A 14,346-nucleotide genomic window follows, 5' to 3' on the forward strand; every position below is an offset into this window, starting at 1 on the left:
GTTAGTTTAAGTTTAACCTCCTTTTTCTAAAATACAACCTTTGCTTCCATCAATCTCTCATCAAAGGTTTTAATAATATATCCCAAATCTTTTGCTTCAGGATTTAGCCAATCTTGATAATGCTTTTTTGGAATAATCAGTGGCATTCGCTTTTCAGTTTTTTGATTATTTTTTTGTATCTCAGCAATCAGAGGATTTGCTGGGACTGTAATAATGGCAAACGACCTAATGTAACTACTCTGCTTTTGAGGATTCTTCCAAAAACTCCAAATTCCGCCGATTGCAAAGCAATCTTCATCCTTTAATCTTAATATATAATTGATGCTGTTTTCTTTCTTATTTTCTGTTTTTTTTTCGTAAAATCCGTCAACAATAACTAAGCACCGTCTATTAACAGAATCTTTGTAAGAAGCAAGCTCACTAATTGATTCAGCTCTAGCAATTAGTGTTTTTTTTCTAATAGTTTTTGCTTTTTCAATTGATGCCCAATGAGGTATTAAACCCCAATAAACATTCGCAATTAATCTAGGGTTATCATTCATGATTATTGGAGTTCTTGGATTATCAAATCCATTTACCAATAATTTTGGCTCATACTCTGTACCTTCATAGAATTCAGCCTTAAAGGCTAATTCTAACTTTTCTTTCTTGCTTTCGAGTAATGTATGGTAACACATCTTCTTATTATTTTTATCTGTGAATATAATATTTATTCCATTCGTGGGTCTGCAAGTATTTGTAATTTTTCCATCCATGTAACCTGAATGGAGCAATGTGAAAACTCTTCCATTACTTTACCTTTTAAATGATAAATTCCTGAGCCTTTGAAGGGGAATTTCTCGCAAGACTTTGGAAAGTGGACTGTGTCAAAAAATTCTCCGTTTATATCGGTAAAATAGCCAAAAAACATCCTTTCTCCTTTCTTTGTTCGTGTAGGTTTTAGGGTAACTAAGTAACCTAAAATAGCTACTTGTTTGCCTATAAAAAATGAAAGGTCACTCGCTTTAAAAAAAACTTTTGGAGGATTATAGAGTAGTGAAAAGGGATTTTTTAGCGTAAAGCCTAAAATCTCTAACTCATCATAAGCATCCTCAATTTTACTATTAAAGAGTACTGGAAATTCATAATGTATATCTTCCAATTCAAACAAATCATTGGAAATCGTAAAAACTCTTTTGGTGTTTTGTTTAGCATGAGCTTCCCAAAGTAGCTCCTTCTTTTGATACCCTAAATTACGAAAACTTCCTACACGTATCAACAGAGTAATTTGTTCTAAACCTGCTGGTACTTTTCTACAAAAGTCATCGAAGCTTGTAAAAAAGCCATGTTCTCTTTGTGCTAAAACCCATTCTATGACTTTCATTTCCAAGCTCTTGATATGTACCCAACCTAACCAAATTGTATTTCCTTCAATGCGTGTTAGGTAATTACTTTGATTAATGTCAGGTGCTTCGACGATTGCTCCACAACGCCTTGCTTCGTGGATATAAAACTCTGTACGATAAAATCCACCAAAATTATTAATTACTGCTACCATGAATTCTAAAGGAAAGTAGGTTTTAAGATATAAGCTTTGGTAACTTTCAACCGCATAACTGGCAGAGTGAGCCTTTGAAAATGAATAGCCCGAAAAGCTTTCTATTTGCCTCCAAACTTCTTTTGCCACATCATCATCATAGCCAAAAGCTTTACAGTTTTGAAAGAATTTTTCGACAATCTTTTGAAACTCAGCACGTGAACGATACTTCCCTGACATTGCTCGTCTTAATACGTCTGATTCTGCTAATGTCAGTCCTGCAAAATGATGCGCTACCTTAATTACATCTTCCTGATAAACCATTACGCCATAGGTTTCCTCTAATAAATCCTTCATTTTAGGATGTATGTAAAATGCTTTTGATGGGTCGTGGTGGCGTTCAATATATGCTTTCATCATACCTGAACTCGAAACCCCTGGCCTAATAATTGAACTGGCAGCTACCAAAGTAATGTAGTCTTCACAACGCAACTTCCAAATTAGTTGACGCATTGCTGGCGACTCAATATAAAAACAACCCATCGTTTCATGTGCCTTAACCTGAGCCTTAATAATAGGGTCATCTTTAAAAGCTTGAATGGCATGAATATCGACGTTAATTCTTTGATTTTTAAAGACTATATCTACTGCCTCTTTAATATGCCCAAGCCCTCTTTGACTTAGAATATCAAACTTTGCAAAACCTACATCCTCTGCTACATACATATCAAACTCAGATATAGGAAACCCCTTGGGCATTGGGTTTAATGCCGTATAAAATGAAAGTGGAATTTCGGAAATAAGTATGCCTCCTGCATGAATGCTTAAATAATTGGGGAAATCTTCAATCAACTTTCCATACTTAACGATTAAATGCCCCCATTCTCCTAATTTACTAATATCAATATTGGAACGTGGATTGGCTAATTCATCAATTTCACTTTTTGGCAATCCAAATACTTTCCCTAATTCACGAAAAGCAGAACGCTCTCTGAATGTTACATAAGTAGCAAGAAGACAAACGTATTGAGAACCATACCTTTTGAATACATAATCTATGATTTCATCTCGTTCATCCCATGAAAAATCTATATCGAAATCTGGGGGACTTGTTCGATGTGGATTAATAAAACGCTCAAAGTATAAATCTAAACTTATAGGGTCAACATCGGTAATTCCAATACAATAAGCCACTATTGAGTTTGCCCCAGAACCTCGCCCAACATGAAAATAACCTCGGCTTCTTGCATACTTGATAATGTCCCAAGTAATTAAGAAGTAAGCCCCAAAATTCAACTCAGATATTATTTTCAGTTCTTTTTCAACCCTCTCTTTGGCTAATTTATCATGCTTACCATACCTATAAATTACCCCATCGTATGCTATTTTTTTTAATAGTTGTAAGTCATCTTCTTTACTTGTGGTAAAAACCTGACGATTTTTTATTGGATGAAAATCAAACTCAAAATTACACTGTTCTAAAACTGCATCTGTATTTTGAATGATTCTTGGAAAGTCTATAAAGGTATTTTTTAGGTATTCAGGACTATAAAAAAGCTCTGTTTCTTTTGCTTCAGCCGTCTTTGGTAATTTACTTAATAAGCAATTTTTATCAATGGCTCTGAGTAAGCGATGACAATTAAAACCTTGCTTGTTCAAGAATGTAACAGGTTGCAAAAGCACAAATTTGGATAAATCTTGTTGGTATTTCCAAAGCTGGGAAATATCGTTTATGGGTACTCCAATTAAGTGATTAGCACTTGCTTCTGACTTTCTACTTAATGGGTAAATCACAATAACATTTACAAATTCAGGCATTTTGTGTGGAAAATTCTTTTCACCTAATTTGAAGGTGGAAGCAAATGAGTTTATTTCGGAGAAACCATTTACGTTTTTGGCGATACAAACATAAAGTAGCTCATCATCATTTCTAAACTCAACTCCTACTACAGGTTTTATATCATTTTTTTGACAAAGCTTCACAAAGTCAAATATGCCACTTGTCGTGTTTATGTCCGTCAAAGCCAACGTTTTGATATTCAAAGCAATAGCAGTTTCAATCAATAACTCGATTGAAATAGTGCCATATCGTAAACTAAAAAATGAATGACAATTTAAGTACATTATGAAATCCTCTTATTCTTTTTATCTATCCTCACTGCTCTGCCAATAGCATCATTGCCGTATTTATCTCTAATTCTATCCATCGCATCATATAATGGGACAACTTTGGTGCTATTATCAAATAAATTAAGTTGTTCTAAGGCTCTAACTAGTTTCGTGAATCGAATTCCAATTAGGCGTATTAACAATCGTCGGTCGTAGAGTTTTTGAAAAAGGTCGAGTGAGGCTTTAATTAATACGTGGTCGGCAGAGGTGATAGGAATATTAAGTTGTTTGGTGTGGGTATCAAAATTGGAGTACCTTATTTTAATAGAAATACAACCTGTACAATGACCACTTTTCCGAAGGTCATAACAAAGTTGCTCGGTCATAGTAATAAAAAGGTTATTCAATAGGTTAACGTCAGTAGTATCTTGTTGAAAAGTCATTTCCTTGCTCATTCCCTTTTGCTCGTGATAGGGAACAACAGGAGTAAAATCTATTCCATTCGCACGCTCCCAAAGCGTTTTGCCTATTTTACCAAAGGTTTTTTCTAATAATTTGAGAGGCATTTGGCTCAATGTTCCTACATGAGTTACACCCATATTTCTAAGAGTTTGCGAAGTAACATTTCCAATTAGAGGAATTTTTGAAACTGTTAAAGGAGCTAAATAACTTTTCTCTGTTCCTTGTAATATTTGTATTTGTCGAGCTGGTTTAACTTCATTTGTTGCTACTTTGGAAACAGTTTTATTGGTCGCTAATGCCATTGAGATTGACAAACCTGTTTCTTTGATAATTTTTTGGCGTAATTCTGAGGCAAATTTCCACGTACCAAAAAAACGCTCCATACCAGTCACATCAACATAAAATTCATCAATTGAAGCTTTTTCAACAACAGGAGCATTTTCAGTAATAATGTCAGTCACCATTTTTGAATGTGCTGAATAAGCTTCATAATCGCCTCTCAAAATAATGGCATCTGGACAAAGCTGACGTGCTAATTTCATAGGCATTGCAGAACGAACGCCAAACTTACGAGTCTCATAAGAACAAGCAGAAACAACGCCTCGGTCAGACTGCCCACCCACAATTACTGGTTTCCCTACTAATTGTGAGTCACGCAATCTTTCTACTGCCACGAAAAAGCAATCCAAATCCATGTGTACAATTGCCTTATCGTTCATTAATTTCTTTCTTTATGAATACAAATATTATTCATTTTTAATTGTATTAGCCAACAATATAAATAAAATTATTGTTCAAATATTAAATAATCGCCAAAATGAATAAAAAAAGTATTCAAAATGAGTTAATTCAAATGCCTTAAAATGAGAAAAGCCCATCAATTGATGGGCTTTTTAATGCTTGAGAAAAGTGGTTTCAATACCTAAATGGTTCGATTCAGAATCATTTTTGGGGTTACTAAACTGTTTCAGGAACTTAGGCTGCTGAATAATGCTAAAACAAATTTACGAATCTAATCGGTTACCCAAATTCTTTTGGTATTTAGCTATGACAATATTGTAGTATGAATATTGAAGGAACTCAAAAAGAATATTTGTACTATTATTTGAAAATATTTTAATTAGGACTAAAAATTAAATCAGTTTAGTTAGTTTTTTTATAGATTGGTATAAAGAACCATTTTGTATTTTTGTATTTTTGTATTTTTGAAATATTCTAAATGGTTTCAACATTGAATGACGATAAGTAGGAAGAAAGAGTTAGGAGCATTTTACACTCCTAATTTAGTTACAGATGCACTATGTAACTGGGCAATATTAAATAAATCAGATATTCTTCTTGAACCCAGTTTTGGAGGATGTAATTTTTTGGTATCATCTATTAATAGACTAAAATCTCTTGACTGTAAAAATCCCTTAGAAAATGTCTTTGGCTATGATATTGATAGTGATGCTTTTAGGATACTCAATGAAAAAGGTTTGTCTGGCGACAATTTTTTACATAAGGATTTTCTCAAATCACAACAAAATGACCTCCCGAATAAAGTAACAGCTACTCTTGGAAACCCACCTTTTTTACCAATAAACAAGCTTCCTTTACAGTACCGTCAAGAGGTTTTAGAAAATATAAAATTTAGAACATTAATAATTGATAAGAGGTCAAGCCTGTGGGTTTATTTTATAGTCCATTCCCTACATTTTCTAAAAGAAGATGGTAAAATGGCTTGGATTGTTCCTGATAGTGTATATTTCACAGATTATGGCAAAATATTTCTTGCTGAAATATCAAGTTTGTTTTCATCGGTGAAATTATTGCGTATTAAAGAAAGGTTTTTTTATGAATCAGGCACTCATGAAAAAACTTGTATTTTACTCTGTGAAGGTTTCGAAAAGACCCCTTTGGGGTTGGAAATATTTAATTATGAATCTCTAAATAATGCTCTCGCTGATTTAGCTAAGAATAAGTTTATAAATAGACCTGAACCTACAATTACTAATTTTTCTATCTCAAATAAATTCAAACTCATGAAGCTTGGAGATATATTTGAAGTTCGAATAGGAATAGTTATAGGAGCAACTAAATTACTCACTCTTAAAGTAAAAGATGCTGAAAAAAGCCCTTATTTCCCAGAGTATGTTTACCCTTTAATAACAAAGGGGAAGCAACTTAAAAATATAACAATAAATAAATCTACTCTTTTACAAGTTAAAGATACAGCTTCATACATTATAGATGGCGTTAATTTAGAAAAGAGTAATTATGAATTATATAAATGCTTACTTGAGAGTATTCCCAATGATGTAATTTCTAATGTAACGTTTCAAAAGCGTACTCATCCTTTTGGATATGATGACTTTAGAAATCCTGATGCTTTTCTCACATATTTTGCTCAAAAACTTCCACGTCTAATCGAGAATGAAAACAAAGCCCTAAATTGTTCAAACTCGATTCATAGATTGTATTTAAAAAGTGATTACCTAGAAAGGAGTGATATCATTAGATTTATTGCAATACAAATGTTTTGTAATTTTTTAAGTAATGAAACTCTATCAATTGCTCGAGAATATGGAAATAATATCTTAAAATATGAGCCAAGTGATGCTGTCAAAATTCCAGTACTAATTCCCATTAAATTTCAAAATTCTTTCAAAAAATCCTTAGATATAATTTTTGAAAAGCTAGTATTAAAAATTGAAGCAGGTAAGCTAGATGATGCAAGCAAAATAGCAAAAAAGTTCCTTGATTCATTTCTATTCTAAATATTCAAATTAAGTGTTTTTTTGTTTTTATTGACCATAATGAAAATCTCTAATTAAATATTTTTTATTATGTCTCAAAGAATTCATGTGACTATGTAAGTTATTAAAATATTGTTCGTACAAAAACTTCTCGTTTTTATAAATTAAGTCTCTCCATTCTGGGGCTTCATGGATTTGTACAGCATCATTATTGGTAAATTCACATAAAATCATATCAAGTAATAATGCTAGGTTCATGGGAGCAAAACTTAATCTTGGTATAGAGAGCCAGTTATCTAATTTGGTATCTTCTAAACCATCATCTAACATTTCCTGAGTAGATTTACCTCCATACTGTAAATGAAAAATAGGTACTCTTTGATTGGTAGTAATTTCTGGAAGAGCATAATCAAAATGGAATTTTCTTATTAATTGTTGTTCTTGCTCATCGCAAAGAGCTAGAAAATAAGAGTTGATGCCCTCTTCGCCAATAATGTTTGCTCCTAAAATTACCTTGTGAATTTGTTTTTCCACAACCATATGAAAACTTATGTGAATTTTAAAAGAGTTTTCACTAAAGTCGACACCTTTATAAGAAGAATAACTATTGTATAAGTTCGTGGCTAAATCTTGGAATGATGAATTGAAAAAACCTCTTGCTTGTATATATTCTAGGGTTTTAAATTCATTTTTTTTAAAATCCGTAAAAGGCGGATATTGAGTATTTATTTTCATTGTAAAGGTGCCATTAATCGTATTTCATCAAAATATAATAATTTTTCATAACCTCCATGTAAAATAGTTTCCCTGAGTTTTATGGCCACTGCGACAGAATCTCTTGATTCATCAACAAATGCAACTGTCTCAGGAAATGCTTCTTGTGTGGCATGACATTTTGAATAATCATCTTCAGTGATTCTCTCAAGCAAACGGCCTCTATGGGATGGTAAACCTGGAGAATTTACATTCTCTCCTAGAATGTTTATCAATTCAGACTTCCACCAACGAGGATTTTTATCATTCGAAAAGATGCCAGTATACTTAGCCCTTTCAAAAGTATCCTTTACTTTTTCAAATCCAGTTTCATTTAACCCCAATAAAGTAGCTGCCCATAGTTCATCATACAGAAATCCTGGACGAGACATAAGTGTTTTTCTCACCCAATTAGAAATTTCAATAATTAGTCCACCATCATGAAAGTTTTCTTTTAGATTTTTAGGAATTATTGCTTTTACTTTTTCTTGGTCAATTATTGGACATTTTAAGAGAGTTAAAAGTGAATTTATGCTCTCTGGTTTCTTACGTTTTATTTCATTAAAAGATGTTGCAATAGAATGAATTTCGGCATAATAATTAGAAATATTTTCAATTGGATACATTTCTTCATAAATATTTTTTTCTTGACTATCAACAATACTTGGCTCCATTCCAGTAAAACAAACAATAGGACATTCTTTCCATTGTTGCCTAATAATTGATGCGGCGGAAGACCCTTTTTTTATCAGATTCGTATTTGGTATTGAATCGATTAGATTATGGTCAATGATTATAAGCTCAGGTTCTTCATCTTTCAAAAGATTTTGTATTATTTCGCCTACATCTTGTTTGTTTACGTCAATAAAATCGCACTTTATCTCTAAAGAGGCTGCTAAATTATTCGAGCTTATTATTCTTTCAGGATTATCGTCAATCCAAATAAATTTCATCATTATGCTAATTTAATTTCTAATACTGCCTTCCATTGTTCAAATGGATTAATAAATTTAATACTTCCTTCATGAGCCAAAATTATCTCTTTAACAATTCCAAGTCCAAGCCCACTACCACTACCAACCATAATTGAATCTTCAGGATTTATCTGTTGTTCAAGCTTATTATACAAATTTCCTGTAGGGTCTGATATAAATGGGATAAATACTTCCTCATAATTTGATTCGTCAATTCCCAGACCTGTATCCATTATTAATATCTTATTCAATCCCGATTCACGACTTGCTTGGACATTTATTACCCTTTGGTTTCCCCCAGCAATTACAGATTTGATTGAATTTGATACGGTATTAAGTAAAATCGAATACAATTCAGCTTCTAAAATATTCTTAACCACTAAATTGTTAGGTATATCATTATACCTAATTTCAATATTATATTTTTTTGTAATAAGGTCAAAAACTTTGGCTACCTTAATAACTCTATCTTTAAGAGCAATATTACCAGCTCTAGCTTTTCTATAGTCTACTCCTACCAAAGATGTTAGACCCAATAACTCTTTAAGTCTCTCTTTCAAATTTTCAAATCCATCTGCAATTTTTAGAAGACTCTCTTTACTATTTTCATTGACATCCTTTCTAATATTATTTAAGGAATTTTTACTATCTTCTAATAGTCCCAGTAATGATTTTACTTCATGTGAGAAGATCAATAATAATGTTGAAGTAGAAGCTACTAATCGTAAATGTAAAAGTTCAGCTTTATTAGACTCATTATGTCTTTTTATTACTTCTGTAGCCTTAAGAAAAGATTTTTCAGTTTCAATTCTTTCACCTTCTGGTAATGTCTTTGTAATTAATTGAACTTCTCTTTCAAGGTAGTTTACAGCAGCTTCAACTGCTTTTATAGGTTCTATTTTTCTATGAAGGACGTCTTCAAACTCAAAAAGTGCTTTCTGAGTTTGTAATTGCGATTGCTGTCTAAGGTAGTAATCTCTTAGAATAGTTGACCAATCAATGGCAAACCTAGCAAAAATTTTCAATTCATCTACCGCATCAGAGGCTACAAAACCCTCTCTGTTTAGCTTCATCTCAAACCCTATCGCTTTTTCACCTATTACAACATTTCCCATGTAACTCCTCATTGACATCATGTTTAGTAAAGAACGTGAAGCATCAACACCTTGCAATTTTTGTGCAAAAGCTAATAGCTGGTTTTTAGGAGATGCTTTTCTCAAACCACGGTCTTTATCTATGTCTAACCAATCATCATCACCATATGGATATACCCTAAAGTTTCTAAATCGTACTTGAACACCACCCCATTCAGGTAATATTTTTTCTAAACTGTCTAATGATAATAGAGAAGTATCTCTCATTTGGTCTCTCTTATCAACAAAAATAGCCACCTTTAGACTCACATCATTTAGATGTGTAAGTTTAATATTTGAAATTATTGATTTTTTCCCAAGGCCAAGTGCATTTAAATCACATACTATTTGTTTGTCATCATTTATATAAGCACTCAAAGTTCCCCAGCCAGATTCCATAAAATCTTCACGAATATCTCTTACTCCTCCCTCAAAATCAGGTGCTAAAATTTTAACAGTAAATCCTGGGTCTTCCACATATCCTTCTCGTTTTGTACCAGTATTTGCTGACAAAACAGAAAGTTGTCTTTTTAACCAGTTATAACCTCTAAGGTTCCATTCATCTGCAATTTCTCTAATAATTAATATCGTTCCTGTTGAAGAATTTTGTAATATTTTTGTTTGACCTCTACATTCAATTTTTGTTACATCAGTACCTGGTTCAAACTCTAACCATGGGAAATCAACTTCTGTATATTGTATTTCGTTTTGAAAACCCACAGAACGATTATTCTCGGTACCCGATGTTATTAGTTTTAAATATCCTCCTAAACGTCTACACGAAAATCGCCCAATACCCTTTGCTCCTGTTAAAGGTCTGCCAAAAATAGGTGAAACGGAAACATTCTCTTTGTTATTTGTAGCAATACGCATCCAGTAATCTTGGAGCGTTTTAAAGTTCATACCTTTACCATTATCAATTACATGTATCTCCGATTTCCCTTCTACATTTTGAGTGAAAACGATTTGAACCTCAGTAGCATCAGCATCATAACTATTTTTTACAAGCTCAATCAATGCAAGATGAACAGTTTCTACTAGTTTTTCACCTAGCTCTCTAAGTAAAGCACTGTCAACAGTAAAATTAAGTATTTGCATGTATTTATATTTAACAAAAACACTCTGATATAAAAATCGTTTATTTAACGAAATATATAGTCACTACTAGCAATTAGAAATTGTTCAACATCTAAAGCTTTACGACTACCAAGATTAACCACCACTAACTATCATTTGATTGTTGAATATATTAGAATAAGAATCTACAATTAATATTTATACTAATTACTAAATATCAATGTTGATACTTCCTTTGAACTCTAATCTCATTATAGAAATTGGATAATATTAATTCTCTATGAAACTCCCATCACAAAATATACCTATTATTTTCGTATAACTTTCTAGTTTGTATGTATGGAGAAATATAATTCTTTGTTTAAAATTGAATACATTAGGAATTAAATCATTAAAACAATTTAAACTTTGCTTTTTCATTAATATTTCAACGCAATTTCGCAAATCTATCTACTTCAATTCATATTTTTTAGCGTATAAATACCTGTTTTATCCGCTAAAAAGTATAAATATGCCTAAAAATGAATAAAAAACCAAATGTAGTTTACTTTGGAAAATAGAACGGAATGCCTTGTATAGTTTGGTTAAGCTCATAAATATGGTTTACCAATTTTTTTTCAATAAAGCAATTATTAACCTTAGTAATCGGAATACTGAATACTAATTTCTCAACAACACGAAGCTTCTTTCGAAGTACGCAATCGTTTTAAAGATTGTTTATCAACCATTCTGAACATTCGGAGTTAAAGCCAGTCCAAGCTGCTTCACCTGTCAAAGCTACGACTAACAATTCATCATTCGAATCTATGTATTTTTTTAAGTGATCTTTAATTGTCACTGCTGTTGATGAGGATTTGATTATAAAAGTACTGTCTAAACAGTGCCACCAAGTACCAAGTTTTTTTATCTCATCAATTAAGGTTGTGTAATCTTGACCTGATTTATTTAAATCATAGCCAATTAAGTAGCTTTTTTTCATATATCTATTATTTTTTTTCCTTTTAATGTAAGGCTTTTTCCATCTTGTAACCTTTCTGGTGGATAAAGTCTGATGCACCTCAAGATTCATGAATGTTAATTAAGGCTATTCTGCCGGATATTAAGCCAAATTGAAAAGTAAAGGTTGATACACAGTTTCAGTCTGTCCTGCTTTTGCATATACCTATATAAGAACCAGTACATCTTCGGTCAATTCCTTCGCATTAGTCTAATTTTATCAGGCTCAGCTAAGTTTTTAATTCCTTTATTTATTATGTCAACATTCTCCTTGGGAGTCTTTGATTCCAATAGTTTCCCCTCTCTTTCAACAATCAAGTCTCGTCTTATTTCTTCTGAATTATCTTCAATGTGTCTCCTAAAAATAATATAGTTTTTGTCAGGATTAAAGTCAACTATTTCAATACTGAAATATTGTGGACAGTCACCTCCATTGAAATATCTAATGCCGGTTCGAATTTTTTGAACTCCAGTATAACCTTGATATGTACTTGAGGATTCACTGTAAGAAATAACTGTTGGTAATGTAATCTGTATGCTGTTATCTTGGTAAGTTACTTCCCATACTCCCTGATAGGGATAACGGTCTTCTACAAAGTAGCCTCTATATATCGCCGCAGATGTGCTTAAAATTGTTGATATTGCTACTGTCCACACAGCTTTACTAATCCATTGCGAACGGAATGGTAGGATTGAAGTAACATCAAGAATCCATAAATACATTACACTTGCAAAAGTCCCAACCGAGATAGCTAAAACTATATCTGAGGCCTTTGGTGGATTAAATATCAATCGCATTGAAAACCATAGTGATGGAGTCAGAATGATAGCAAGCATTAATATTAATGCTTGTGTAGCTAAAACGGGAGTTTTGACTATTTGTAGCGTCTCTAATTTTTCCTTTTTTTGTTCAGACATAAAAATGTTATTGAAAAGTTTTATTGCTAAGGATGGTATTGACGAAATAATGAGAATAGTTTCTCATTGCCTCATTTCGTATTGTACCCATTAGATTGAAACAAGTTTTTAACAATACAAAATGCGAATTGTATTTTATGGAGTGAGCCAAAAGTATTCACTTCATTTTGTCTCAAATAAACAGATTTATTAAATTTTAAAAAACAGTGAACATGAGAATAAATCATCATTGTTATTTTATAAAACTATTAATAATAACTAATATTCTTTAGCGTATAAATACCTGATTTATAATTAAAAATGGAATTTTATTCTAATTTATTTCGGTTAAAGTATAAACAAGCACAGAATTTATTTGCATTTTCAAAACAGTTTAGTAATTTTATATCAATAGGTGTAGAACTATTAACTAAATAGCCCGAGGGATTTTCCCACGGGCTATTTTCTTTATATTATTGAAGTGTTGATTTAATTTGATTTGTTAAAATCCAAATTCTGCAGTAACCTGAGTAGTCATTTCAAGAACAGCTTTATTCAAAATATTTTTTATTTCTTCAGGGCTTGGCGGGTCTTGCTGATTATAAGTAATCCCTTTTATTTCAAGGTTTTCTATCACGATTTGGCATTTTGGCCCACTATACACCAATTGCTTTGCTTTCCACTTATTATAAGTTGCTCTAATATTAAAAATGTTAAGGATGCTGCCCATTAGTTCTGATTGTTGTTAAGTTTTGTTTTTAAAATTGCGATATTCAAAAAGTGATTGACCGCTCCTAATTCTCCTCTTAAAGCTACCTGTACTGACAAATCTTCTGAAGTAACAAATTTATGTTCAGTCAAGAGTGTAACAGCCATCAAATACTCAAACAAGGTAGCTTGTTGCGAAACAATTCTACCTTGTAAGAAAGTAATGGTTTTCAATAAATCAGGCTCAAAAGCGATGCTTTCCATAGTTTTATAAGCTGAAAAAATCAACAATTTTATCTGTAAATGATTTTACCTTTCTCGCTCCAGATAAACCTTTACTTTTTTTGGGTCTTGGCTTTGAAATGGCGTAATCATAACCTACTCGCCTAGCAATTGCCTTAAAATCTGCTTTATCTCCAGCCAAAAGATTTTTATAGAATTTATTTTTTGCTCTTAACTGTTTAAGCTCTGCATCATCAGATTTTGCACCAAGCCCCATCTGATTTTTCTGAAGATATTCAGATAATTCCTTTGAAAGCTTATCCTTGAATTTCGAGTTTTGTTTTACCTTGGCAATAAGCTCTTTGTTTTCTTCACGAAGCTGCTCCTTTAAGATTTCATTCTTTTCTAATTGCGATTGCTTTGGTGCTTTTGTCTTGATGACCTTTGAAGGTTTTGATTCATTGGATTTAGTTTCTTGCTTTGCAGGTTTTTGAGCTTTTTGAACTGATGGTCTTGAAGCTTTTGAGTTTGGCGAAACAACAACAGGTTTTTCTACCTCCTTGATTGTTGCCTTTACTGTTTTAACCCATGACTCCAAAGTAGCTTCTGCATCTGGGACAACATCAAAGATTGAAAAATCGGTAAAATTATCTGTATCATCTTTAAGGATTTTGTAGTTTTCCTGCGATACATTGTCAAGTTTTGCCAAGTTTTTGGCATCAAAATTTTTAATGAATTCTTTGTCGTGTGCTTTCATTGAT

The 14,346-nt window shown here is 32.2% G+C and carries 12 protein-coding genes; 1 reads left to right on the forward strand and 11 read right to left on the reverse strand.

Going from position 1 to position 14,346, the window contains the following annotated elements; all coding sequences use genetic code 11:
- Positions 1–26: 26 nt before the first annotated feature.
- Genes VB776_RS06685 through dinB form a run of 3 tightly spaced genes read right to left on the reverse strand, consistent with a single transcriptional unit; the run spans position 27 to position 4,806 of the window.
- On the reverse strand, positions 27–677 hold the full coding sequence (locus tag VB776_RS06685) for an SOS response-associated peptidase (protein WP_323327282.1): 651 nt from the start codon (positions 675–677) through the stop codon (positions 27–29).
- A gap of 32 nt (positions 678–709) precedes the next feature.
- Positions 710–3,640, reverse strand: coding sequence for a DNA polymerase III subunit alpha (locus tag VB776_RS06690; RefSeq protein ID WP_323327284.1), 2,931 nt, complete (start codon positions 3,638–3,640; stop codon positions 710–712).
- Complete coding sequence (gene dinB / locus VB776_RS06695) at positions 3,640–4,806, reverse strand: DNA polymerase IV (protein ID WP_323327287.1); 1,167 nt, start codon at positions 4,804–4,806, stop codon at positions 3,640–3,642. Before dinB ends, VB776_RS06690 begins: the two co-directional genes overlap by 1 nt.
- A 516-nt stretch (positions 4,807–5,322) precedes the next feature.
- On the opposite strand from dinB, the gene VB776_RS06700 reads away from it, so the two are divergent.
- Positions 5,323–6,846, forward strand: coding sequence for an N-6 DNA methylase (locus tag VB776_RS06700; protein WP_323327289.1), 1,524 nt, complete (start codon positions 5,323–5,325; stop codon positions 6,844–6,846).
- Positions 6,847–6,873: 27 nt separating this feature from the next.
- Here the strand turns inward: VB776_RS06700 and VB776_RS06705 are convergent, their stop codons facing one another.
- The 8 genes from VB776_RS06705 to VB776_RS06740 all read right to left on the reverse strand — a co-directional run bounded on the left by VB776_RS06705 (position 6,874) and on the right by VB776_RS06740 (position 14,342).
- Positions 6,874–7,560, reverse strand: coding sequence for a hypothetical protein (locus VB776_RS06705; RefSeq protein ID WP_323327291.1), 687 nt, complete (start codon positions 7,558–7,560; stop codon positions 6,874–6,876).
- The gene (locus tag VB776_RS06710; RefSeq protein ID WP_323327294.1) at positions 7,557–8,534 is read right to left on the reverse strand and encodes a hypothetical protein; all 978 of its coding nucleotides are present in this window, start codon (positions 8,532–8,534) and stop codon (positions 7,557–7,559) included. The genes VB776_RS06705 and VB776_RS06710 overlap by 4 nt, the downstream gene beginning before the upstream one ends.
- Positions 8,534–10,783 carry a sensor histidine kinase gene (locus VB776_RS06715; RefSeq protein ID WP_323327296.1) on the reverse strand — a complete coding sequence of 750 codons (2,250 nt, stop codon included), beginning with the start codon at positions 10,781–10,783 and terminating at the stop codon, positions 8,534–8,536. The genes VB776_RS06710 and VB776_RS06715 overlap by 1 nt, the downstream gene beginning before the upstream one ends.
- Positions 10,784–11,468: 685 nt before the next feature.
- Entirely contained in the window at positions 11,469–11,831 is a 363-nt protein-coding gene (locus VB776_RS06720; RefSeq protein ID WP_323327298.1) for a hypothetical protein, read from the reverse strand.
- Positions 11,832–11,950: 119 nt separating this feature from the next.
- Positions 11,951–12,676 carry a hypothetical protein gene (locus VB776_RS06725; RefSeq protein WP_323327300.1) on the reverse strand — a complete coding sequence of 242 codons (726 nt, stop codon included), beginning with the start codon at positions 12,674–12,676 and terminating at the stop codon, positions 11,951–11,953.
- Positions 12,677–13,157: 481 nt separating this feature from the next.
- The gene (locus tag VB776_RS06730; RefSeq protein WP_323327302.1) at positions 13,158–13,385 is read right to left on the reverse strand and encodes a hypothetical protein; all 228 of its coding nucleotides are present in this window, start codon (positions 13,383–13,385) and stop codon (positions 13,158–13,160) included.
- Entirely contained in the window at positions 13,385–13,627 is a 243-nt protein-coding gene (locus VB776_RS06735) for a hypothetical protein (RefSeq protein ID WP_323327304.1), read from the reverse strand. Before VB776_RS06735 ends, VB776_RS06730 begins: the two co-directional genes overlap by 1 nt.
- A 4-nt stretch (positions 13,628–13,631) precedes the next feature.
- Positions 13,632–14,342, reverse strand: coding sequence for a hypothetical protein (locus VB776_RS06740; RefSeq protein ID WP_323327306.1), 711 nt, complete (start codon positions 14,340–14,342; stop codon positions 13,632–13,634).
- Positions 14,343–14,346 lie beyond the last annotated feature (4 nt).

The organism is Arcicella gelida (assembly GCF_034931025.1).
GTDB classification, from domain to species: Bacteria; Bacteroidota; Bacteroidia; order Cytophagales; family Spirosomataceae; genus Arcicella; species Arcicella gelida.

Coding starts and splice junctions, on each gene's coding strand:
- VB776_RS06685 (WP_323327282.1), bottom strand. CDS start 677: ATGTGTTACCATACATTACTCGAAAGCAAGAAAGAAAAGTTAGAATTA.
- VB776_RS06740 (WP_323327306.1), bottom strand. CDS start 14,342: ATGAAAGCACACGACAAAGAATTCATTAAAAATTTTGATGCCAAAAAC.
- VB776_RS06700 (WP_323327289.1), top strand. CDS start 5,323: ATGACGATAAGTAGGAAGAAAGAGTTAGGAGCATTTTACACTCCTAAT.
- VB776_RS06705 (WP_323327291.1), bottom strand. CDS start 7,560: ATGAAAATAAATACTCAATATCCGCCTTTTACGGATTTTAAAAAAAAT.
- VB776_RS06720 (WP_323327298.1), bottom strand. CDS start 11,831: ATGAATCTTGAGGTGCATCAGACTTTATCCACCAGAAAGGTTACAAGA.
- dinB (WP_323327287.1), bottom strand. CDS start 4,806: ATGAACGATAAGGCAATTGTACACATGGATTTGGATTGCTTTTTCGTG.
- VB776_RS06725 (WP_323327300.1), bottom strand. CDS start 12,676: ATGTCTGAACAAAAAAAGGAAAAATTAGAGACGCTACAAATAGTCAAA.
- VB776_RS06730 (WP_323327302.1), bottom strand. CDS start 13,385: ATGGGCAGCATCCTTAACATTTTTAATATTAGAGCAACTTATAATAAG.
- VB776_RS06735 (WP_323327304.1), bottom strand. CDS start 13,627: ATGGAAAGCATCGCTTTTGAGCCTGATTTATTGAAAACCATTACTTTC.
- VB776_RS06690 (WP_323327284.1), bottom strand. CDS start 3,640: ATGTACTTAAATTGTCATTCATTTTTTAGTTTACGATATGGCACTATT.
- VB776_RS06715 (WP_323327296.1), bottom strand. CDS start 10,783: ATGCAAATACTTAATTTTACTGTTGACAGTGCTTTACTTAGAGAGCTA.
- VB776_RS06710 (WP_323327294.1), bottom strand. CDS start 8,534: ATGATGAAATTTATTTGGATTGACGATAATCCTGAAAGAATAATAAGC.